The organism is Bacillus sp. FJAT-42376, from assembly GCF_003816055.1.
Lineage (GTDB): Bacteria > Bacillota > Bacilli > Bacillales > Bacillaceae > Metabacillus_B.
The window spans coordinates 870,355-891,512 of record NZ_CP033906.1 but is presented as its reverse complement, the minus strand read 5'-3'; the positions used below and the strand labels follow the sequence as shown (position 1 = coordinate 891,512).

General features: G+C 47.0%; 22 protein-coding genes and 1 pseudogene. 8 read left to right on the top strand and 15 right to left on the bottom strand.

Features of this window, described 5'->3' with window-relative positions; genetic code table 11:
- Window positions 1-756, bottom strand: a complete 756-nt coding sequence (locus CEF21_RS04430) for an SDR family NAD(P)-dependent oxidoreductase (RefSeq protein ID WP_123913609.1) — start codon at window positions 754-756, stop codon at window positions 1-3.
- A gap of 110 nt (window positions 757-866) precedes the next feature.
- On the opposite strand from CEF21_RS04430, the gene CEF21_RS04425 reads away from it, so the two are divergent.
- Window positions 867-1,790, top strand: coding sequence for a DMT family transporter (locus tag CEF21_RS04425; protein ID WP_123913607.1), 924 nt, complete (start codon window positions 867-869; stop codon window positions 1,788-1,790).
- 74 nt (window positions 1,791-1,864) lie between these two features.
- The gene (locus tag CEF21_RS04420) at window positions 1,865-2,584 is read left to right on the top strand and encodes a 3-ketoacyl-ACP reductase (RefSeq protein WP_123913605.1); all 720 of its coding nucleotides are present in this window, start codon (window positions 1,865-1,867) and stop codon (window positions 2,582-2,584) included.
- A gap of 21 nt (window positions 2,585-2,605) precedes the next feature.
- On the opposite strand, the pseudogene CEF21_RS04415 reads toward CEF21_RS04420, so the two are convergent.
- Window positions 2,606-2,896 (bottom strand): annotated as a pseudogene (locus CEF21_RS04415) (GNAT family N-acetyltransferase); the annotation flags it as partial.
- Window positions 2,897-3,409: 513 nt separating this feature from the next.
- Between CEF21_RS04415 and CEF21_RS04410 the strand changes: the two are divergent.
- A complete protein-coding gene (locus CEF21_RS04410; RefSeq protein WP_123913603.1) occupies window positions 3,410-3,964 on the top strand; it encodes a LysM peptidoglycan-binding domain-containing protein in 555 nt (184 codons plus the stop codon).
- 210 nt (window positions 3,965-4,174) lie between these two features.
- On the opposite strand, the gene CEF21_RS04405 is transcribed toward CEF21_RS04410, so the two are convergent.
- Window positions 4,175-5,443: an ATP-binding protein gene (locus tag CEF21_RS04405; protein WP_123913601.1), complete on the bottom strand. Its 1,269-nt coding sequence runs from the start codon at window positions 5,441-5,443 to the stop codon at window positions 4,175-4,177.
- 157 nt (window positions 5,444-5,600) lie between these two features.
- On the opposite strand from CEF21_RS04405, the gene CEF21_RS04400 reads away from it, so the two are divergent.
- The 3 genes from CEF21_RS04400 to CEF21_RS04390 all read left to right on the top strand — a co-directional run bounded on the left by CEF21_RS04400 (window position 5,601) and on the right by CEF21_RS04390 (window position 8,729).
- Window positions 5,601-6,353, top strand: a complete 753-nt coding sequence (locus tag CEF21_RS04400; protein ID WP_123913599.1) for a lipase family protein — start codon at window positions 5,601-5,603, stop codon at window positions 6,351-6,353.
- A 104-nt stretch (window positions 6,354-6,457) separates the two neighbouring features.
- Window positions 6,458-8,533, top strand: coding sequence for a carbon starvation CstA family protein (locus CEF21_RS04395; RefSeq protein WP_123913597.1), 2,076 nt, complete (start codon window positions 6,458-6,460; stop codon window positions 8,531-8,533).
- A complete protein-coding gene (locus CEF21_RS04390) occupies window positions 8,526-8,729 on the top strand; it encodes a YbdD/YjiX family protein (protein WP_123913595.1) in 204 nt (67 codons plus the stop codon). The genes CEF21_RS04395 and CEF21_RS04390 overlap by 8 nt, the downstream gene beginning before the upstream one ends.
- Before the next feature lie 456 nt (window positions 8,730-9,185).
- Here the strand turns inward: CEF21_RS04390 and CEF21_RS04385 are convergent, their stop codons facing one another.
- The 12 genes from CEF21_RS04385 to CEF21_RS04335 all read right to left on the bottom strand — a co-directional run bounded on the left by CEF21_RS04385 (window position 9,186) and on the right by CEF21_RS04335 (window position 19,376).
- Window positions 9,186-9,710, bottom strand: coding sequence for a type 1 glutamine amidotransferase domain-containing protein (locus tag CEF21_RS04385; RefSeq protein ID WP_123913593.1), 525 nt, complete (start codon window positions 9,708-9,710; stop codon window positions 9,186-9,188).
- 78 nt (window positions 9,711-9,788) lie between these two features.
- Window positions 9,789-10,130, bottom strand: a complete 342-nt coding sequence (locus CEF21_RS04380; protein ID WP_123913591.1) for a helix-turn-helix transcriptional regulator — start codon at window positions 10,128-10,130, stop codon at window positions 9,789-9,791.
- A 242-nt stretch (window positions 10,131-10,372) separates the two neighbouring features.
- A complete protein-coding gene (locus CEF21_RS21695) occupies window positions 10,373-10,498 on the bottom strand; it encodes a hypothetical protein (protein ID WP_277423925.1) in 126 nt (41 codons plus the stop codon).
- Between the two features lie 71 nt (window positions 10,499-10,569).
- A complete protein-coding gene (locus tag CEF21_RS04375; protein ID WP_241156762.1) occupies window positions 10,570-12,351 on the bottom strand; it encodes an ABC transporter ATP-binding protein in 1,782 nt (593 codons plus the stop codon).
- On the bottom strand, window positions 12,338-14,071 hold the full coding sequence (locus CEF21_RS04370) for an ABC transporter ATP-binding protein (protein WP_123913587.1): 1,734 nt from the start codon (window positions 14,069-14,071) through the stop codon (window positions 12,338-12,340). Before CEF21_RS04370 ends, CEF21_RS04375 begins: the two co-directional genes overlap by 14 nt.
- 500 nt (window positions 14,072-14,571) lie before the next feature.
- A complete protein-coding gene (locus CEF21_RS04365; RefSeq protein WP_123913585.1) occupies window positions 14,572-15,357 on the bottom strand; it encodes a YhfC family intramembrane metalloprotease in 786 nt (261 codons plus the stop codon).
- A gap of 299 nt (window positions 15,358-15,656) precedes the next feature.
- On the bottom strand, window positions 15,657-16,358 hold the full coding sequence (locus CEF21_RS04360; RefSeq protein WP_123913583.1) for a DsbA family protein: 702 nt from the start codon (window positions 16,356-16,358) through the stop codon (window positions 15,657-15,659).
- Window positions 16,359-16,378: 20 nt separating this feature from the next.
- Window positions 16,379-16,765 carry a DoxX family protein gene (locus tag CEF21_RS04355; RefSeq protein ID WP_123913581.1) on the bottom strand — a complete coding sequence of 129 codons (387 nt, stop codon included), beginning with the start codon at window positions 16,763-16,765 and terminating at the stop codon, window positions 16,379-16,381.
- Window positions 16,766-16,827: 62 nt separating this feature from the next.
- Entirely contained in the window at window positions 16,828-17,661 is an 834-nt protein-coding gene (locus tag CEF21_RS04350) for a M56 family metallopeptidase (protein WP_123913579.1), read from the bottom strand.
- A 3-nt stretch (window positions 17,662-17,664) separates the two neighbouring features.
- The gene (locus tag CEF21_RS04345) at window positions 17,665-18,078 is read right to left on the bottom strand and encodes a BlaI/MecI/CopY family transcriptional regulator (RefSeq protein ID WP_123913577.1); all 414 of its coding nucleotides are present in this window, start codon (window positions 18,076-18,078) and stop codon (window positions 17,665-17,667) included.
- Between the two features lie 64 nt (window positions 18,079-18,142).
- Window positions 18,143-18,595 carry a threonine/serine exporter family protein gene (locus CEF21_RS04340; protein WP_123919969.1) on the bottom strand — a complete coding sequence of 151 codons (453 nt, stop codon included), beginning with the start codon at window positions 18,593-18,595 and terminating at the stop codon, window positions 18,143-18,145.
- A 13-nt stretch (window positions 18,596-18,608) separates the two neighbouring features.
- Window positions 18,609-19,376, bottom strand: a complete 768-nt coding sequence (locus CEF21_RS04335) for a threonine/serine exporter family protein (protein ID WP_123913575.1) — start codon at window positions 19,374-19,376, stop codon at window positions 18,609-18,611.
- Window positions 19,377-19,551: 175 nt separating this feature from the next.
- On the opposite strand from CEF21_RS04335, the gene CEF21_RS04330 reads away from it, so the two are divergent.
- Complete coding sequence (locus tag CEF21_RS04330; RefSeq protein WP_123913573.1) at window positions 19,552-20,115, top strand: hypothetical protein; 564 nt, start codon at window positions 19,552-19,554, stop codon at window positions 20,113-20,115.
- Window positions 20,116-20,219: 104 nt separating this feature from the next.
- On the top strand, window positions 20,220-21,065 hold the full coding sequence (locus CEF21_RS04325; RefSeq protein ID WP_123913571.1) for an STAS domain-containing protein: 846 nt from the start codon (window positions 20,220-20,222) through the stop codon (window positions 21,063-21,065).
- The last annotated feature ends 93 nt before the right edge of the window (window positions 21,066-21,158 follow it).

The window sequence follows — 21,158 nt, the reverse complement described above, 5'->3', positions numbered from 1 at the left end:
TTATATTCCGTATGTATTCCCGCCGTTCACCGATAAACTTTGTCCGGTGATAAAAGAAGACTCCTCAGAAGCGAGATACACGGCCGTATTGGCTGCATCCTCAGGCACGCCCATCCTTTTTAACGGGATGCTCAACCGGTATTGTTCAATGGCATCTCCCGAAACATCTGCATGCCGCTCGACAGGAATAAACCCTGGGTTAAGCAGATTGACACGGATCCCATGCTCCCCGAATTCACTTGCCCATGAGCGCGTCATGCCAAGCATTGCGGATTTGGCTGTGACATAATTGGAAAAGTGGCCGTTGCCCATCTGCACAACCTCACTTCCGATATTGATGACCGATCCTTTTTTCTGCGCCTTCATGGAAGGCAGACAGGCTTTCATCAGGAGAAAAGGAGCTTTCACAAAAAAGTTCAGCTGATCCTCATAGTCCTTCCAATTAAGCTCTTCCATGGAAAGTTCCGGCTGCGGACCCGTTGCATTGTTGACAAGGATGCTTACCTTCCGTCCGGAAACCGCTTCAGCCTTTTGCAGCAATTCGAGAACGGCTGCTTCGTCTGTCACATCCGCCCGAATTGCAGCTGCCATGCCGCCTTTTGAAATAATCCCATCCACTACTTCCTGCGCCTTTGCTTCATTGTACATATAGTTGACGGCAACAAAGGCGCCTTCTCTGCCCAGCGCCCTGCATATCGCCGCACCTAACCCGCGTGAACCGCCGGTTACGACCGCCAGCTGATCTTTTAGTCTCATTCTTATCGCCTCCTTTTTTATTATATCAGCAAAAAATCAGAACTTTCTTTGTGATGGAAAAAACAGTGTGATACTCTGATACATGAAGACTTCTGAAAGAAGGGAACCCGGTGAAAAACGCTCGCATTTATTTTATCCTCGTCGGCATTATGATGCTCTGGGGGTTTAATGTTCCTCTGCTCAAGATCATCGTTGGAACATTTACTCCCGTAACCATCACAGCGCTGAGAATTTTCACAGCCAGTATTTGTGTTTTTATTATTCTTGCCTTTTTAAAATTGCTTCGGCTGCCGACTTTTCGGGAAACCGTTCTGATTGTGTGCTGCGGTCTGCTGAACGTGGTCGCCCACCATTATTTTCTGTCTGTCGGCCTTTCACTGACAAGCTCCACAAACGGAGGCCTCATTTTGGGACTCGGTCCTATACTTGTCGCTGTTTTATCGATTATTTTCCTGAATAAACGGCTGACCTTCATCCGGCTGGCCGGATTTATCCTCGGGCTTGCCGGTGTATCCTTTACGGTCCTTGCCGGAGGCGGAATGAGTGCTGTGAATGCGGGAGACATCTCCATTTTCTTCTCTATTCTGACCCAGGCATGCAGCTTCGTCATCATCAATAAGTTCTGTAAAACCATTGATCCCCGGCTGCTTACCGGTTATATGCTGCTTTTCGGTTCCGTCATGCTGTTCATCATCAGCCTGATTACTGAAAAAAATGGCCTTTCTTCGCTGGCAAACGGAAGTCCGAGAGTCTGGACAGCGTTCTTCCTGTCGGCCGTATTTGCCACAGCGATCGGACATATGACCTATAATTTTGCCATCGCCCGTGTTGGTGCTGCGGAATCGGCGATCTTTATGAACCTGAATACATTGTTTGCGCTGGCAGGATCGGTCCTGATCCTGAATGAAACGGTTCATGCCTCTCACCTGATTGGTCTCGTTCTGATTATTTCAGGCGTGATTCTCGGCTCTGGAGCCTATGAAGATATGCGTATGAGACTGCGCCGGAAACATGGCTATGATTCAGTGAGGTAAAGCAGATGTTTTGAACGGATAGCAGGCAGACATTATGATTAACACATGGACTAAATTTTGAGGAGGTTTTTAGAATGGGTGAATCGCTACAAGGCAAAACAGCGCTCATTACAGGGGCAGGACGCGGAATCGGCCGTGCCGCCGCTCTTCATCTTGCGAAGGAAGGCGTGAATGTCGGACTTCTTGCAAGAACAGAGGAGCATGTAAAACAAGTGGCGGAAGAAGCAGAAGCGCTGGGAGTTAAAGCCTATTATGCAACAGCAGACGTGGCAGACCATGAGCAAGTGAAAAAGGCTGTCGCAGAACTGGAATCAAGCCTCGGTTCCGTGGACATTCTCATCAATAACGCAGGCATCGCTAAATTCGGCGGCTTCCTTGAGCTGGATCCGGCAGACTGGGAGCAAATCATTCAAGTGAATTTGATGGGAGCTTACTACGTGACCCATGCTGTGCTTCCCGGAATGGTGGAACGAAAAGCAGGCGACATTATTAACGTCTCCTCCACAGCCGGCCAAAAAGGTGCGCCTGTAACAAGTGCTTACAGCGCCTCCAAATTCGGACTGCTCGGACTGACAGAATCTCTTGCCATGGAGGTCCGCAAGCATAATATAAGGGTATCCGCCCTTACCCCGAGCACCGTGGCGACGGATTTAGCTATTGAAAACAAGCTGACGGACGGAAACCCCGATTCCGTCATGCAGGCGGAAGACATCGCTGAATTCATGGTGGCTCAGCTCAAGTTAAACAAACGGACGTTTATTAAATCGGCTGGCCTGTGGTCAACGAATCCTTAAAACGCAGCTATAGCGGCTCCCTTACAAGGGGGCTGTTTTTTTATTGAATGACAAAGCTCTTTCAAGCAATCCTTGCTTCACAGACGGCCATTCCTCACTAATGATGGAATACAGCACGGCGTTCCGGACATACCCGTTCTCAAGAATCCTCTCATTCCGAAGCACCCCTTCCTTAACCGCCCCAAGCCTTTCAATCGCTCTTTGCGACGTTACGTTCCGTTCATCGGTTTTTATCTGCACCCTTAAAAGCTGCAGCACTTCAAAACAATAGGTAAGCAGCAGGAATTTGCACTCTGAGTTGACGAATGTCCGGGTGAATTTCTTTGCATTCCGTTTTTCAGTCCGCCATTCTTTTTGGGAACAGCTGATGCAATTCGTTTAATTGCTCTCCGCTAAATTGTTCGATCATTCTATATCCCAACACGCTATCCCTTTATCTTATTCGCATTATTTACTGTTATTTGACAAGACCTCCTTAAAACCTCCTTCATTCATCAGGAAATTTTCCACCATCTATTCATTTCTTAACAAGGCTGTAGTCTATTATTCTCATCATCTTTTTCAAACCCTCTCTCCCTCCTCCTAAAGTCATGTTTTCTTAATGCTATCGTATGTTAACAAATTCCTTTTACAGCATAATCTTTTTTCTGAATCCTCTTTCAATCCCTTCATGATGGGCAACAAGAAGGGATAAATTACATCTTTTTTAAACCTATTATTACTAAATGAAATGTTTTTGTAACATAAATAGAAACTGTTTGAAACAGATCTGTCATATTAATCTAGTAATATTAGCCATCATATACATAAAGGGGACTAGGACTTTTGAAGAAGTTTATTTTGACAGTCAGTGCAGTTTTGTTCTTGTCGTTTGGATTCTCAGCCAATGCCTTCGCAGCTACATACACAGTTAAATCCGGGGATACTCTATGGAAAATTGCTCAGAAGCATAAAGTTACTGTGAACCAGATCAAATCCTGGAACAAATTGAAAACAGACGTTATTAAAGCAAATCAAAAGTTGACCATTTCACCGTCTACCTCCAAGAAAAAAGCACCTGCTAAAGCAGCCGCTCCACAAGGGGCATATAAAACCTACACTGTCACAGCCACTGCCTATACAGCGAGCTGCAGAGGATGCAGCGGAATTACAGCGACAGGCATTAACTTAAAAAAGAATCCCGGGGCAAAAGTCATTTCTGTTGACCCAAGAGTCATTCCGCTAGGTTCAAAAGTATATGTGCCAGGGTACGGCACAGCGATTGCTGCTGACAAGGGCAGCGCCATCAAACGCGGAAAAATCGATGTTTTCTTCGCCTCCAAAAGCACAGCCCTTAAGTGGGGATCAAAAAAAGTAACGATTAAAGTTTATAAAAAATAAATAGCGCACCTGCTTCAAAGAAAATAATCGAAGTGAAAACCCCCGGTCAGCATACCGGGGGTTTTCTTTGTAAAAATGGGTCGATCTAAAGGAATGGGTTAGGCGGCGAGCACCGACCGCCCAGGAAAAGCGAAGCAGCATGCTGCAGATACAGCCAAAGGGGGAAGCTTTAAAAACAGACTTACTGGAACACCCGCACTTTTTCCCCACTTATTCCAAGTAACCCTTCGCCTTCAGAGAAATTCTGACTTCTGTTCCCTTTCCCGGCAGGCTTGAGTACACCGTCTTTCCTCCCATCGCATCAATAATCCCGAGAGAAACCATCGTTCCAAGACCTGTCCCTTTTTCTTTTGTTGTGTAGTAGAGACTTCCGATTTTAGCGAGCTGCTCCTTCGTCATTCCTGAGCCTGTATCGGCAATTTTAATTTCTGCCTCCCTGCCGAAGGCAATCATTGATACATGGACATTCCCGCCCTCAGGTGTCGCTTCAATGGCATTTTTGATAAGATTGATCATTGCCTGGCAAAGCTGGTTCCGGTCTGTTTCAAGAAGGATTTCCGCCTCTGTCTGGCAGGTTAAGTGGACACCGTCTTTTGTTGCGAGCGGATTCAGCAGCTGGACAACATCTTCCAAAAATCCCCCAAGCTCAAACTGTTCCAGTTTCTCAAGCTGCGGTTTGGCAAAGTTCAAATACTCGCTGATGATGGATTCCGCACGCTCCAGTTCACTTAAAACAAGGGGGATATAGGGGAATTGTGTTTTTGGGTGATCCGCCTGCATGAGCTGCAAAAATCCCTTCACAACGGTGAGCGGATTTCTTACTTCATGGGCAATGGAGGCAGCCATTTCTCCAAGGGTATTCAGTTTTTCTGACCGGAACACCTCTTCCTGCAGCCGGGACCGTTCCAGGCTTGCCTCGTGAAGAAGAGCCGCAAATACGGAAGCCGCGATTTGAATCAATCCAAAGGCCGCCAAGACATAAATCATTTTCCTTTGAAGCACCGGATTATCTGTATGGAAATGAAGATAGAGGGAGAGCACAGAAAACTGGAACAGCACCGGCCATACTGCCGCAAAGAACACCCAGCCCGTCTTCTTTCCCTTTGTTTCAGAGCGCCTGAACCTGGCTGCTATAAGAAATATGCTGAATGCCGAAAGAAGGACTGCTGTCATGCCATAAATGATGGCATCTCCCCCCAGGAAAAAGCGGGTCACGAGGATTATACCGAGTGCCGTCATTCCTCCCCGCACCCCTCCGTAAAGGACAGCAAGCAGCAGAGGCACATAGCGCAGGTCCCAGTACAAACCAAAAATTTTATAGGCAAACACCATGCAAATCGTAGCCGTGATGCCGTACACCGCGCCAATCAGGTAAGACGGACGTCCGATTGGAATAGGCCGGTGGGAGATAAACAAACTGTGAACAAGGATCGGAGCAAGGACAATCAGAACGTGAAGAAGCAATTTTTCTACGATCATTTCATTACCCCTCAGGTTTTTTTAAAGTAAATACGACAGCCCCTTCCCTTTCACCTCTTTTTCAGTTGGGATTTTTTAGCATCCCCTCATACATGCACCCCTCCCGTCATTCCGCGTATGGTAATACATAAGCCTCATGCTGCGGAGTGATGCGAATATGTACCGGCAGAGACAGAAGCCTTTTTACAATAAGGAACTTTCTGAGTTCCTCCTTCATATGTGTGTATATTCATACCGCCAGTTTTTAAGCAACGGGCCGGTTGACCCTGTTCCGGGTTTTAAGCTGGTCAAAGCTTTCAAATCGAGTGCAAACGGTGTGATGGAATGGTTCGGATTTATCCTTGAATCAGAAGATGCAGTGGTCATTGCATTCAGGGGCACACAATCGGACGCAGACTGGATTGCCGATGCCACCATCCGCCAGACCCCCTATCCATATATCCAAAACAGCGGCCTCGTGCATCAAGGGTTTCAATCCATCTATTCCAAGTGCCGGGACGAGATTTTCCAGACGTATTCTTCCCTTTCCAAAGAGAAAAATCTATTTATTACAGGGCACAGTCTCGGCGGGGCACTAGCCGTTCTTCACGCAGCCGATGCTGCCGCAAACGCAGGATTCCGGTCAATTGTCATGTATAACTATGGGGCTCCAAGAACGGGAGATGGACGGTTCGCGGCTCTTTTTGACCGCCTCGTTCCAAACAGCATCCGTTTTGTCAACACGGCCGATCTGGTGCCAAAGCTTCCTCCTTTTTTCGTCTATAATCCAATGAGTAAGCTGAAATACTTTTACCAGCATGTTGACACGCCCTATACCTTTACGATTGAAACAGGCTCTTTAGCCGGCAATCATATGCCAGACACCTATTTTATCGGAATTGAAGGACTAACCAGACTGATTTACATGTAAAGCAGTCTGGCAGATTTCATTCCAATAAATCTAAATATTTATTTAAATTTTCAGAATAGTATAATACAATTACCCTTATACAAAACAAAGGGGTGAATGTACATATGAAAGCTATTCGGTCCATTTTGATCTGGGGGCTCATCTCAGCAGCGGGGGCAGCAGGCTTCGGAGTCCTCGCTTTAAACCGCGGGGAATCCATAAACGCCATCTGGCTCCTCGTCGCCGCCCTTAGTGTATACGCCATCGCTTACCGCTTTTATAGCCGTTTTATTGCAAGAAAGGTATTTGAACTGGATGATAACCGCAAGACACCCGCCGAGACACAGAATGACGGGAAAGATTATGTTCCGACAAACAAGTGGGTGCTGTTCGGACATCACTTTGCCGCCATTGCCGGAGCGGGTCCGCTCGTCGGCCCTATTCTGGCGGCTCAAATGGGGTACCTTCCCGGTACAATCTGGATTGTAGCAGGCGTTGTACTTGCCGGAGCCGTTCAGGATTTTATTATTCTGTTTGGGTCTATGAGAAGAAAAGGCAAATCGCTTGGAGAAATGATTAAAGAAGAAATCGGACCGGTCACCGGGATCATCGCGATGATCGGTATCCTCGGCATTATGATTATCCTTCTTGCCGTTCTGGCGCTCGTTGTTGTAAAAGCGCTTATTGGAAGTCCGTGGGGCATGTTTACCATTGCGGCCACCATTCCGATTGCCATTTTCATGGGGATCTATATGCGCTACATCAGGCCAGGCCGTGTCGGAGAAGGGTCGGTTATCGGCGGTGTGCTGCTGATCGGCTCGATTATGCTCGGACAGTATGTTTCTTTGAATCCAGCTCTTGCCGCAATGTTCACATTTAATGGAGAAACCATTGCCATTCTCATGATTGCGTACGGTTTTATTGCCTCCGTTATACCGGTATGGCTTCTTCTTGCTCCACGTGATTATTTGAGCACTTTTTTAAAAGTCGGAACCATTGCCGGTCTCGCCATTGGGATTTTAGTCGTTGCGCCGGACCTTCAGATGCCCGCTGCTACTCAATTTATTGATGGGACAGGTCCCGTTTTTGCCGGAAATCTGTTTCCGTTTTTATTCATTACCATCGCCTGCGGATCTGTTTCCGGATTCCATGCGCTCGTTTCCTCCGGTACGACTCCAAAAATGATTGAAAGGGAAAGCCACGCAAGACCCATTGGCTATGGGGCGATGCTGACAGAGTCCTTCGTCGCTGTTATGGCTCTGATTGCTGCCTGTGTGCTTACCCCGGGGATCTATTTTGCCATTAATAGCCCGCCCGCTGTGATCGGCACAGATGCGGTTTCAGCCGCTGCCGCTGTATCCAACTGGGGATTCACCATTACCCCGGATGATTTAACCACACTTGCAAAAGATGTAGGAGAAGAAACAATCCAGTCGAGAACGGGCGGAGCGCCTACGCTTGCAATTGGAATGTCTGTCATCTTCTCAAGCTTTCTCGGCGGAAAAGCGCTTATGGCTTTCTGGTACCATTTTGCCATCCTCTTTGAAGCCCTGTTTATCCTGACAACGATTGACGCCGGGACCCGTGTCGGACGTTTTATGATTCAGGATCTGCTCGGACAAGTGTATAAACCTCTTGCCAGAACAGACTATTTGCCGGCTAATATTCTTGCGACGGCCATCTGTGTATTGGGATGGGGCTATTTCCTCTACCAGGGAGTCATCGATCCGCTTGGCGGCATCAATACGTTATGGCCTCTATTTGGGATCGCCAATCAAATGCTCGCCGGAATTGCCCTGCTTCTTGGAACGACCATCCTCTTTAAGATGGGGAAAAAAGCATATGTGTGGGTCACGCTTCTTCCGACTACATGGATTTTGATTGTCACGATGACCGCAGGCTGGCAAAAGCTTTTCCACAGCAATCCTAAAATCGGCTTCCTTGCTCATGCCAAGGTATTCAGCGATGCAAGAAACAGCGGAGAGGTGCTCGCTCCGGCGGCTAATCAAACTCAAATGAACCAGATTATCGTAAACGACTATGTCGATGCAGCCCTGTGTGCGGTCTTCATGCTCGTCGTCATCGCCGTCCTTATCTCCGCTGTGAGAATGTGGATCCGCGTCTTTAAAAAGCAAGATGTCAAGCTGCACGAAGCTCCTTACATTCCACGCGAGGAAGGAGAGTATAAACACTATGCTTAAAACATTAACGGCCATCTTCAGCCACCGGAAACAATTTTTCAACCTGCTTGTCGGGGTACCCTGCTACGAAACATACGTCGCCCATATGACAGCCGTTCACCCCGGGGAACCCGTGAAATCCAGGAAAGAATTCTTCTGCGAAGCACAGGAGGAACGCTACAATGCAAAGGGCGGGAAGGTTTCGAGGTGCTGCTGAGGATTGGAAGTGGGACTGCCTGCTCAACCAAGCAGGCGGATGCCCGCTGCTCTCAACATATTGAGGGCCCATACTAAACATTTACTTTAGCCAGTTCACAGAGGGATAATCGGGGAGCTAACAGATTTGCATAGCACTGACCCTCCATCCTTTAAAGGAACGGGGGGCAGAGGAATAACTTATCTGCCCCGTCTGCTGTATGGGTTTTGGTGCTGGGGGGACGGAGGTTTCGTCCTTTAGCGAAGTGGGGGTCAGTGCAATGCACTGACCCCCACTTCTGTACAGCAACGGGGGAATGAGGAAAAAGTCAGTTGCCCCTTCTCTCTTCTGCTTCTGTTGTTTAAGGGGACGGAGATTTCGTCCTTTAGCACACCGGGGGTCAGTGCAAAAAATGGATCCCCTCCCCAAAAAAAACAATAAAAAGCCCCCATAAAAGGGGGCTTTCTTGCGTACTTCTTATTGGCCTGCCAGCAAGTCAGCAAATTCTTTTGCATATTGCGGGAGATCCGGGGGCCTGCGGCTGGATACGATATGGCCGTCGGTAATAACAGCCACGTCGTGCCAGATGGCACCCGCGTTTGTCATATCATCTTTGATGCCCGGTGTGCTTGTCACGTTACGGCCTTTTAGAATGCCTGCTGAAATCAGAACCCATCCTGCATGGCAGATCTGTCCGATCGGCTTTTCATGCTGATCCATATAGCGCACCATTTCAAGTACTTCAGGGTAGCGGCGAAGCTTGTCCGGAGACCAGCCGCCAGGCACAAGAATGCCATCGTATTCTTCAGGCTTCACATCGGAAAAGGCGATGTCTGTTGTGACAGGGACACCGTATTTCCCTATATAGGTTTCATTCTGCTTTTCTCCAGCTATGTGAACAGTGGCTCCTTCTTCCTTTAAACGGAGTACCGGATACCACAGCTCCAGATCTTCAAATTCGCTGCTTGCGAGCTGAATGATTTTTTTGTTTTCTAAACGCATGCAAAACACCTCCGGATTCAGTATATCACGGGGGTGGCAAGGGCAAAACTATTGCGGGCTGTCCAGTTTCATTCCCCGTTATTCACTTTGCGATGATGCATTGCGAAGCTTTCGGATGATGGAGGTAATGACACTGATTTCATCAGATGAAATTTTCCTGCCATCGAGCTCCAGATCATACTTCACTAAGAGATTATTTGATTGAAGATCAATAACCTCTTTGCTTCGTTTTTCTGAGACAAGCAAATCGCTGATTTCGACTTCGTAAACCTCTGCTATTTTTTTCAAAAGCGAAATGGAGGGCACATAAAGACCGCGTTCGATTTTTGATAAATTGCTATAATCATAATTTACTTTTTTCGCAAGGCTTTGCAGAGTATCACCATTGCATTTTCTTATTTCTTTAATACGGTTTTCCATGACAGGCACGACCTCACTTCTATCCTATTGTAACCATAACGCACGTTTCAGTGAATATTGCAATACTTCATTTGGGTATTCTAGAAAATTTTTTTGATGTTTTGGTGTCGATAACCAATATTGCGAATAGGATATTGATGAGGATACCTTTTTTTAAAGGAAAACCTCTTCTCACTTCTTCTGCGTACTGCTATTGAGGAGCAGTGCCTTTCCAAAAAAAAGAACAGGATGTGCGCAGCGCTTCAATTGCGTGCGGAATCCTGTTCTTTTATATTCGCCTCTAATAAACTCGTATAAAAAATACCGTGTATCGTTTTGCGGCCAAACCAGGTTGCTGTTCTCTCAAGCCAGACGGTTATCTTCCGCATGCCGTTCCCTCCACTGAGTCATTTGTTACGTTATTCCCCAGTTCTTTCAATTCTAAGCATATGATGGAAGATCAGCTTATATCCTCAGCAGATTGATAAAGGCTGTAATAGGGGCCCCGATTGGACAACAATTGTTCATGCGAGCCTTTCTCCACAATCTCTCCGTGGTCAAGAACGATAATCTGGTCGGCCTGCTGGATCGTATTTAAACGATGGGCGATCACAAAGCTTGTTCTACCGTCCATTAAATGACGAAGCGCATCCTGTATTTTAAGCTCGGTGATTGTATCAATGCTGCTCGTCGCTTCATCAAGGATGAGCACAACCGGGTTTGCCAATATGGCTCTTGCAATGGAAAGGAGCTGTTTCTGTCCCTGGCTGATTCCGCTTCCGTCCTGTTTAAGCGGCGTATCGTATTTTTTCGGCAGTTTCATGATAAAAGAATGAGCATTGGCCTGCCTGGCTGCTTCCTCTACTTCCTGATCCGAAGCATGCAGACGGCCGTACCTGATGTTTTCTTTGATGGTTCCTTCAAATAAAAACGGATCCTGAAGCACAAAACCCATGTTTTTTCGTAAATCAGTCCTGCTTATTTTCGTAATGTCCTGCCCGTCCATCAAAATCGTCCCGGCACTTGGATCATAAAATCTCGACAAAAGGTTAATGATGGTTGTCTTACCCGCGCCGGTTGCCCCTACAAAAGCAACGACTTCCCCCTTCTTCGCATGAAAATTAATCTCTTTTAAAATGAGAGCTTCTTCATCATATCCGAACGAAACGCTCCGGAACGAGACATCCCCTTCGGTAACTCCTGATTCAAGATTCTTGCTGCCCGTCTGCTCTTCCTGTTTTTCATCCAGTATTTCAAACACGCGCTCTGCGCCTGCCACAGCAGAAAGAATGGTATTGAACTGATTGGCCAGGTCATTCAAAGGCCTCGTAAACTGTCTCGAATATTCAATAAAAATCACGATGGTGCCGATGGTAATATATCCTTTGACCGCCATATATCCTCCGGCTGCCGCAATAATGGCGAAGCTGAGATTATTGAGGACGTTCATAAGCTTCGGAATAAAACCCGAATACGTTTGAGCCCAAAAGCCCGCTTCCCTGAGTTTAGCGCTCCGTTCCAGAAATTCTTCCGTCACTCTTTCCTCCTGCGAGAAAGCCTTCACAATTTTCTGTCCGGAGAACGTTTCTTCAATGTACCCATTCAGAGAACCGAGATGCTTTTGCTGCTCTTTAAATTTCTCCCCTGTCCGGCTTGTGATCCACTTCATCCCGAATACCATCAGAGGAATGATGATCATGGAGAGAAGGGTCAGCAGCGGGCTTAATATGAGCATCAGCACCACGGTGCCTACAAGCGTCAGCACACTGGAGAGGATTTGTATAAACGAACTGTTCAGCGTTTGGCTGACGTTATCCATATCATTGGTTATTCTGCTCATCAGCTCTCCATGCTGACGTTTGTCAAAGAAAGCAATCGGCAGCTGCTGAACATGTTCAAAGAGCTGCACTCTCATTCGATAAACAGCCTGCTGGGCAATGCCCGCCATCCAAAAGTTCTGCAGCCAGGTTGCGAGAGAAAAGCCGGCGTAAACGGCAACCAGCAGCAGAAGCTGCACAGAAAGACCCCCGGTTTTTAACGGCACAATATAATGGTCAATGGTCTGTCCGATTAGATAAGGTCCGAGGAGGCCAAGTCCGGAGCTTGCAATGATCATCACCACTACAAGACCGAGCAGTCTCCTGTTTCCGTCCATATAGTTCCAAATCCGTCTGATAACGGCCGGCCAGTTATTCGGTCTTGCCGGCTTTGTTCCTTTCAGCTGATGATTAGAGGGTCTCATGCGCATGCTCCCCCCTTCTTTGAGATTGCCAGATCCTGCGGTAAATCGATGAGGTTTCAAGCAAATCTTCATGCGCTCCCTGCTCAGCGAGCTCTCCGTCTTCCAAGATAAGAATCTGATCGGATGCGGCAGCTGTGCTGATTTTCTGGGTAATCAAAAATGTCGTGCACGAATAGCCGGCAAGCGCTTTTAAAAGCTTTCCTTCCGTTTTCAAATCGAGGGCACTTGTGCTATCATCCAACAGGAGAATGGCGGGCTTCCGGATCAATGCCCGGGCAATGGACATTCTTTGTTTCTGCCCCCCTGAAAGGTTGACCCCCTTCTGCCCCACCACCGTATCGTAGCCTTTCGGAAGTGCCTCGATTGTTTCATGGATTTGAGCGTCTTTTGCAGCCTGGATGACTTCCTCCATTGATGCATCGGGCTTGCCCCACATAATGTTTTCTTTAATCGTGCCTGTAAAAAGAACAGACTCCTGAGGTACATAGCCGATTCGGTTCCTTAAGCTTTTCAGCCTGTACTTTTCTGCAGATGTCCCGTCAAGCATTACCTTCCCCCCGGCTGCATCGTACAGTCTGGGAATCAGCTGAAAGAGGGTAGATTTTCCCGAACCGGTCGCGCCCATGATCGCCGTGGTCGTTCCTTTGCCGGCCGAAAAACTCACCCCTCTCAGGACAGGCGTGTCACTTCCGGGATAGGAAAACGTGACATCGCGAAACTCCACCTCCCCATCGGATATTTCCGGTACATCCGCTGCATGCTCGGTATCATGAAGATCCGGTTCCGTTTTCAGCACGTCGGATACACGGCGGGATGATGCCCTCGTTCTCGAAAACGCCATAATAATGAAAGAAAACATGGAAATTGCGGCGGTGATTCTTAAACTGTAGTTGACGATCGCCACTACTTCTCCAACTTTTGCTCCACCGGACGTTACCTCCCCGGCACCAAACCAAAGAATCGCAATAATCCCTGCATTCATGACAAAATACAGGATTGGCATCGTCATTTCAATCAGGCGGAGAACCGTCGCCGTTCTCTTTCTCAGGTCCTCCGCGGCTCCGTTAAAACGGCGAATTTCATACCCGGAATTTAAAAAAGCTTTGATGATTCTCATGCCTGCAAGGTTCTCTTTCATCACACCGTTCACTTTATCGAGTCGTTCCTGAACGGCCCGGAACATCGCTCCGCCTACTTTCAGCACCCATAAAAGGAAAAAAAGAAGGATAGGGATCGCGATGACAAGGATCAGGGCAAGCTTAGCATTCACAAATAAAGCCATGATGGTCCCGCCAATAACAAGCAGCGGAGCACGGAGCATAATCCGGAGACTCATAAAAACAGTCATCTGGATCGTATTAACATCGTTTGTCACCCTTGTAATCAAGGAAGAGGTCTGAAATTCATCGAGGTTTGAAAAAGAGAAAGCCTGTACCTTTTTAAAGAGGCTGCTCCGTAAATCATACGCAAAACCCTGACTGACACGGCTTGCTAAAAAAGAATTCGTCACTCCGGCCGCAAAAGCGAAAAGAGACATCCCAAGAAGAACGGCTCCCCAAAGCCAAATCACACTCATATCCTTTTGAAGAATTCCCTGATCAATCATTCTGGCAATGATGAGCGGCTGCAGCAATTCAACCGTCAGTTCGACAAGCATAAGCAGCAGCGCAAGCCCTGCCGGCAAACGGTACGGCTTTAAAAACGAAAATACCCTTTTCATAAGATCCCTTCTCTATGTATGGTTTGTTACTCCTATCATATCCTTATGCAGGAAAATATTTAATTATTTTGATTGTGGTATGTGCAGAATTTAAACAAGAGGACTTGATTTTTGGGGGAGACTTAGGGAAAATCGGGGCGGCTGGCGGGGGCTGACCCGCCTTCATAGCTTATAAACAATTTAGTTTCTGGTGCGGACGGGTTTTTTGGGGACTGACCCGCGCTCCAGCAGTGAACTAAAGCTATGGCACCACCTTCGCAAACCCTTGATGCATAAGGCTTCCAACGCTTCTTCCTCTGTCCCCCGCTGCGGTAAAATTTATGGGGACTGGCACCGTGCCAGTCCCCATAAATTTTACCGGACTAAAGCTCCGGCACCAACTCTTTAAACCCTTGATGCATAAGGCTTCCAAACTCTATCCCTCTGTCCCCCGCTGCGGTGAAGAATCGCGGGACTGGCACCTCTTCTGTACCAGGCACCTTCTCTATACCGCAGGCACTTTACCCATCCAGCCCCTTCATCCGGCTGCTCCTCTTAATAAAGAACCAGGCACCAATTCCAATAAGATAAATGATGATCTCCGTTACATACAAATTGAGCACTTTCGCCTGATAAAGCCCGGGGAAAAAGTCAATGAGCGCATGCAGAAGAATGGCTGCAAGCAAGTACAGATATTTTTTGTTTTTCACAGCGTAAAGCACAAGGAGTGACAAGGCAATCTGCAGGAAGAATGCCGCCACCCTCTCAAGTCCGCCCATGACGGCAGTTGGAAAAGTCAGTCCAGCAAGAGCGGATGCCAGCTGATCCAGCACTTCCGGGGGAAGATTTTGTCCGGATACTGTTTCCTCCAATTTTCCTGAATTCTGCAGGCCGGAGAGTACGATAAGCTGAATGCTCCCAAGTGCACCAACGAGCAGTGCCTCAATCCCCCCATGGCCCACCCCGTAAGCAAGGCCATCCTTCCGTTCCCGGTATAGCTTAAGAAGCCATGCAAACGCGATGAATCTTCCCATTTCTTCAAAAAAACCGGCAGAGAGTCCGCCGTAAACCGCAAAAAGAATCGGATTCTCTGTAATTTGGGAAGTCGCTTTATTGGCAACTAAAATAAACTGATTAAATGCTCCGCCCAATACGTTGGCAAAAACAAAGAAGATGAGGATTCCAACTAAAACCGGACGGAAAGCGATTTTATATTTTTTTCTCAAATAGATGTACCCGGCTGCCGGCAATATCACCGATAAGGCGAGCTGGAATACTAGGCCGATTATGGCGGATTGTGAAACCATGGATTTTCCCCCTTACACAGAGCTCCTCAAAAAGGGGCTTCTTCTGCTTTTCTTTCTATTTTATCACCGTCAAACAGCGTTTCCTATCTTTTCCACAAGCTCCATTAAACTTGGTTGGTGATTTCCGCTACAGCCGTTCGCTTGTCCTTGGCTCCTCGACGCTTTGCGACTGCGGAGTCTTACCTGCCCCGCTGCTCTCAGCCCGGAAATTCACGCCTTCCGCTTTTAAAATCAACAACATGCTTTACCATAGCCTGTCCATAAAAAAAGCCAGACCACCACATAGGGGTCTGACCTTTCTATTCCTCTGACTGCTCTTTCGCCGCTGCGTCCACTCTCGTCTTCAAATCATCCAAGTTCTTGCCGAGGAACATCTTGCCGTTCACGAATAAGGTCGGAGTTGATGTGACACCAAGCTGGACAGCCAGGGCATCGTCTTCGTTGGAAGCAAGCTTGCCTTCTTTTTTGTCGTATGATTCAACGACCTTGGCCACTTCTTCCTTGCTTGCCATCGTGCTGAGGAGGTTGGTTAAGTAATCTTTTTTATAAATGTCCCGGTTCTCTGCCTCCGGATCAGCCGGCTGGGCATCGTACAGTTTTTCGTGGAATTCCCAGAACTTGTCGTTGCCGAGTACTTTGTAGACACTCTCCGCGAATTCTGCTGAACGGTAGGAATCCACATTAATAAATGGATGGTGGAAGAAATAGAACTGCACCTTCCCGGTCTGGATTAATTCCTTGTCGATTTCCTTGAAGAATGTATCATTGAACCCTTTGCATACCGGGCATTTGTAGTCACCGAATTCGATAATTTTGACCGGTGCATCCTTATCACCCAGGTAGGGCTCGTTCTCATACGAGATGATTCCCGGGTTGCTCATTGAAGAGCGGTTGTAGCCGACGAACAGTCCGCCGATTAAAATAGCTAACAGAAGCGCGAATAACAGCCCGAATACGAAAGGCTTTTGGGAAAATGTATGTTTATTTTGTTCGTTTTTCATTAGCTCACTTCCTATTGTTCTTAATCATGATGCTTTTTTTTCAGGGCCCCTTCAGCCGAATACATGCCGGCTCCTGTAAATACCAGGCTGAGAGCCATTGCCAGCAGCGCTGTGTCCAATTCAAAGCCTCCGATGAACCCCTTTTTTAATCCTACCGTAAAAATAGCTCCAAGCATAACGATTGCCATCAGAACGGAAACGACTCTTGTCCCAAGTCCGATTAGAACCAGGATGCCTCCAACAAGTTCAATGACGGCGACTGCATATGCCATAAAGCCTGGAATTCCAAGACTTTCAAAAAATCCGGCCGTTTGACCGATTCCTCCGGAAAACTTCATATACCCGTGAAGAATAAATGTGATTCCCAGTACAATTCGAATAATGAATGTTCCCATATGATTTAGCATGATACATTCCTCCTTATTTTACAACACACTACAAAGCGTAGTGCAGTTGTTTATAAAAAAAGTTATGGCGAGATGATGAACATTCCCGCTATAACAAGCACAACTTGTACAGATGCGATGACGACAGAACGCGGGGTCTTGACCGGTTCACTCGTTTCAGGATCAAGCAAGTGCATAATGCGGTAATTAATCGCTGTCTGATTAATGGAAACGGTAAAGGAGCTCCTCTGTTTCTTCCCGTGCTTCATCATTTTCAGCAGGGCATGGCTTAAATCCGCAATTCCACCGGTTGCCTGAATTGCCCAGCGGTCTGCGAGCACTTCTTTTGAAAGCTCGTAATGCTTTTTCCACCATTTGAAAATCGGAATGTACCAGAGCGTTCCGGCAATGAATTGAAGAATGCATTTCTTGAGCGGATCCTTTTGCAGCTGATGAAATTGTTCATGATAGATGACCGCTTCCAGCTCTTTCTCATTCAGAAGCTGAAGGAGGCCGGATGAAAGCACAATAACAGGTTTTAAGAATCCGGCTGTGAACGCGGCGGGGTCAGGGCTGGGGATAACGGAGACCTTCATCCCGAACCTTTCTTCCAGTCGGCTGCTCTCGTCATGGTCCTTGATTAACTCGAGTTTATGGGAAAACCTTTTGTACAGCAGCACCTGTTTCCCAAGGTGGTAAAAGAGGCTCATCAGCGTAAAAAGAATCAGGACATCGAGCATGATCGCAACAGCAGAAAGGCCAGCCTGTTTCAGAAAGCTGTGGCATGCGCCGTACATGCTGAATCCGAAGGTTCCTTGGCAGACCATTTGATACGCGTACAGAATCATCTGCATCATAAGGAGCGCAGACAGGACCGTCGCAAATGCGAATGTTTGTTTAGAACGCTTTTCCCACATGAACTACACGTCCTTTTTCAGCTGTTTCAGCTTGTCTTCGAGTCTCTCAATGAGCTCCTGATCGGCTTCGTCCAGAGCATCCAGCATGTGGCTGACGGCTAGAGGGCCGAACTCATCCAGCAAATCGTTCGTAAGCTCTCTTGACTGTGCCTGAAGAAAATGGTCTTTGGTTACAGCCGGTCTGTAATAGGACGTCCTTTTTTCAATCTTTCTGACTACTACTTCTTTTTCCTGAAGACGTTTTAATACGGTCATGACTGTGTTGAAGCTGATCGGCTTTTCCTTTTCCAGCTGCTCCTGCACATCTTTAATCGACATTTCCTCGCGGCTCCAGAGAATCTCCATAATTTTAGCCTCGAGCGGCCCGAAAAAGCGGTTTAAACCTGATTCATTGGACTTGAAGCGATTGATTTTCATGCATTTCACCTCACACTACAGATTGTAGTGCAAATAAAGAGAGGAAGTCAATCCTCTTTTTGTCTCACCTTCCGCGCACCTTGTTCAGCCTGTTCAGCTGAGTTTGACGGATGGCCTGGTTGATGACTTCTGAAAATACGAGTCCGATTGCGATCGATCCGGACACCATAAATGCTTTTGCGGCGAGACTTAATGCGGTATTGTAATCGTTCTGTACAAAATTCAGCATGGCATCATAGGCCATCCCGCCCGGAACAAGCGGAATCACCCCTGCCACACTGAAAATAATAACGGGCGTCCGGTAGATTTTTGCAAATACCTGTCCGGTTACGGCAATGACAAAAGATGCGACAACGGTAGAAAAGATCGTATCCATGTGATTTTCAACCATTGCATAGTAAATGACCCAGCCAAGCATCCCGACAAATCCGCATTTAATGAGAGATTTCCTGGGTGCGTTAAAAATCATGCCGAATGCGGCTGAGGCGATAAAGCTCGTGATTAACTGTTCAAACATCATCCGATTCCCCTTATGCTGCAAAAATAGAAAAAACGAGGGCGATTCCAGATCCGATTGCGAAGGCGGTTAAAAAAGCTTCCGCCCCTTTTGAAAGACCGGAAACCAGATGGCCGGCCATTAAATCCCTCACTGCATTCGTGATGAGAAGTCCCGGTACAAGCGGCATGACAGAACCGATAATGATTTTATCCACTTCCATGCCAGCACCGGTTTTAACGAAAATAAAAGCAAGAAGACCGATAATGAACGAGGCCAGGAACTCTGAGAAAAATTTAATCGGGACGAGCCTGTGAAAGTAGATGAGGCTGATAAACCCGATGCCGCCTGTCACAATGGCAGGGAAGAAATCCGGCCATTTCCCCATGAACATAATGAGAAAGCATCCGCTCGAGACGGCGGCTGCCAGCGCCTGCATCCAAAAGGGATATGTATGGCTCGCTTTCTCGACAATTTTCAATTCATGATAGGCATCGTCTGCATTCAATTCCCCGCTGCTGATTTTCCGGGAGATTCCATTGACGAGTGCAACCTTTTCAAGGTCCGTCGTCCGTTCGGCAATCCGAATCAATTTTGTTTTCGTCGGTTCCTTCCCTTCGACGGAAAAGATAATCCCTGTCGGTGTCACATAGCTGTGGGAATGGCTGAATCCAAAAGCGGCGGCCATCCGCGTCATCGTGTCCTCTACCCGGTAGGTTTCTGCTCCGCTCTGAAGCATAATTTTTCCAGCCAGCAGACAGACATCCATGATTTCGTATGTAAAGGTTAATTGTTTATCCATAAAAATCTCCCTGAGTTTGCATTGTTTAAGCACCTATAGTTTAGCCGAAAAATGCAATGCGGACAATTTTTAAAGGAAATTCCCATTTTTCTTTTAGCAAAGAAGGATTTTAGACCCAGCAAAAAGAAGTGGTTAACTTAAGTCAAAAGTTACACAAACAAGAAAGGGAACGATTATGAAACACATTGCACCAGTCATCCTTCTTCTGCTTTCTCTCCTTGCCGGATGCGGCGATCAGGAGAAGGCTGTGAAACCAATCTCTGTCCCGGCTATCCCATTAAAACCGAAGGAACCCATCCTTATAAAAGAAGAATCCGGCCAGCGTCCTTCCAGAGTCCAAGTTAAAAAGAGCGCATCAGGGAAACCATCCCTTTCAAAAAAAGAGGAAGCGGAAATCATGGAGGTTTTAACGAACCACATCAAAGCTCTGCAGACAGAAGATTTGGCTTTGTATCAAACCACTCTCTCCAGGACGGCCCAAACGTACAATTATAATCATGAGCAGTCCGCCTTCCGCATCTTTTTAAAGCAGTATGACTTTCACATCCGTTTAAAAGACGCACGTGTGTACAAAACAGGCCGTGATCTGAAAACCGCGGCCATTTATACTTTTTTTGAAGCAAGCATTCCTAATGTAAGACAAACCGAGAATTATGAAGAGGTGGTTATCGCGAAAAAAGATCCGGATGGCTGGAAATTATCTGCGGCTATTGGGCTTCCAAAGGTTTTAAGTGACTGACCGCCTGATAAATCTGTTATAATTTTCATATAATGTATTTCTTGCACTCATACCTTCCTTATCTCAAACGAAGCAAAGCATGACTTACCAACCGAGGAGATTTTATGGAAACAAAAGCGAAAGCACTCTATCAGTATCTTGTGGAAACAGCCCCCCAGTTTACCGAGGAATGGTATAATCATCAGTCGATTAAGCCAGGTTCAGATTATTCGCTTGATGCCCCGCCGCAGGTATCTCAAAAAATAAAGGACCAAAATACCAATTACGTAAGACTCGTGGCCAAGTCTCTTGATCAGTCCGAGGAAGACATGAAAAAGGGCATCGCAGCCTGGACAAAAAGAACCGCAGCCGACCGCGCCCAGTCCCGTACATCCATCTCCGAGGTTACCCGCAATTTCGGCGTGTTCCGCCGTGTATTTTGGCAGTTTGTCGAACGGTTCGCAAGTCAAACGGATTTGCCCATAACCATTCAGGACCTTTTTTACTGGGAAAGAAAATTGAACTCGGCTTTGGATTATGTCATTGAGTCGTTTACAAGTGAATTCATGAAAATTATGATAACACGGCTGGAAGCCCAATCTTCCCTGATTATGGAGCTCAGTGCACCTGTCATTGAACTGACAAAGGATATCGGCCTTCTTCCAATCATCGGAGACATTGATACGGCACGGGCAAAAAACATCATGGAATCCTCCCTTCAGCAAAGCATTGAATTGGGAATCAATTACCTGATTCTTGATTTGTCCGGAGTGGTGACAGTCGATACCATGGTAGCGAAGGAGATCTTCCAGCTGGTTGAAGCATTGAAACTGATCGGCGTGGAAACCATCATTTGCGGAATCCGCCCTGAAGTCGCTCAGACAGCCATTCAGCTCGGCGTTGATTTCTCCGGCATCAAAACGGAAAGCACCCTTCAAAAAGCGGTAAGGAAATTGGCAAGAGATTTATAAAATCCGTGATTTACTATTAGGCTCTATTAAAGCCTGATGTTGATTTTAACACCAGTTGATTCAAGTAGAAGGCGCGCGACTCCGAGCTGAGAG

Coding starts and splice junctions, on each gene's coding strand:
- CEF21_RS04365 (WP_123913585.1), bottom strand. CDS start 15,357: ATGGTTTCACAATCCGCCATAATCGGCCTAGTATTCCAGCTCGCCTTA.
- CEF21_RS04385 (WP_123913593.1), bottom strand. CDS start 9,710: ATGCGTTTAGAAAACAAAAAAATCATTCAGCTCGCAAGCAGCGAATTT.
- CEF21_RS04335 (WP_123913575.1), bottom strand. CDS start 19,376: ATGGATAAACAATTAACCTTTACATACGAAATCATGGATGTCTGTCTG.
- CEF21_RS04375 (WP_241156762.1), bottom strand. CDS start 12,351: ATGAGACCCTCTAATCATCAGCTGAAAGGAACAAAGCCGGCAAGACCG.
- CEF21_RS04360 (WP_123913583.1), bottom strand. CDS start 16,358: ATGAAAAACGAACAAAATAAACATACATTTTCCCAAAAGCCTTTCGTA.
- CEF21_RS04325 (WP_123913571.1), top strand. CDS start 20,220: ATGGAAACAAAAGCGAAAGCACTCTATCAGTATCTTGTGGAAACAGCC.
- CEF21_RS04355 (WP_123913581.1), bottom strand. CDS start 16,765: ATGCTAAATCATATGGGAACATTCATTATTCGAATTGTACTGGGAATC.
- CEF21_RS04330 (WP_123913573.1), top strand. CDS start 19,552: ATGAAACACATTGCACCAGTCATCCTTCTTCTGCTTTCTCTCCTTGCC.
- CEF21_RS04345 (WP_123913577.1), bottom strand. CDS start 18,078: ATGAAAATCAATCGCTTCAAGTCCAATGAATCAGGTTTAAACCGCTTT.
- CEF21_RS04395 (WP_123913597.1), top strand. CDS start 6,458: ATGAAAGCTATTCGGTCCATTTTGATCTGGGGGCTCATCTCAGCAGCG.
- CEF21_RS04400 (WP_123913599.1), top strand. CDS start 5,601: ATGTACCGGCAGAGACAGAAGCCTTTTTACAATAAGGAACTTTCTGAG.
- CEF21_RS04370 (WP_123913587.1), bottom strand. CDS start 14,071: ATGAAAAGGGTATTTTCGTTTTTAAAGCCGTACCGTTTGCCGGCAGGG.
- CEF21_RS04350 (WP_123913579.1), bottom strand. CDS start 17,661: ATGTGGGAAAAGCGTTCTAAACAAACATTCGCATTTGCGACGGTCCTG.
- CEF21_RS04420 (WP_123913605.1), top strand. CDS start 1,865: ATGGGTGAATCGCTACAAGGCAAAACAGCGCTCATTACAGGGGCAGGA.
- CEF21_RS04380 (WP_123913591.1), bottom strand. CDS start 10,130: ATGGAAAACCGTATTAAAGAAATAAGAAAATGCAATGGTGATACTCTG.
- CEF21_RS04390 (WP_123913595.1), top strand. CDS start 8,526: ATGCTTAAAACATTAACGGCCATCTTCAGCCACCGGAAACAATTTTTC.
- CEF21_RS04430 (WP_123913609.1), bottom strand. CDS start 756: ATGAGACTAAAAGATCAGCTGGCGGTCGTAACCGGCGGTTCACGCGGG.
- CEF21_RS04340 (WP_123919969.1), bottom strand. CDS start 18,595: ATGTTTGAACAGTTAATCACGAGCTTTATCGCCTCAGCCGCATTCGGC.
- CEF21_RS21695 (WP_277423925.1), bottom strand. CDS start 10,498: ATGCGGAAGATAACCGTCTGGCTTGAGAGAACAGCAACCTGGTTTGGC.
- CEF21_RS04405 (WP_123913601.1), bottom strand. CDS start 5,443: ATGATCGTAGAAAAATTGCTTCTTCACGTTCTGATTGTCCTTGCTCCG.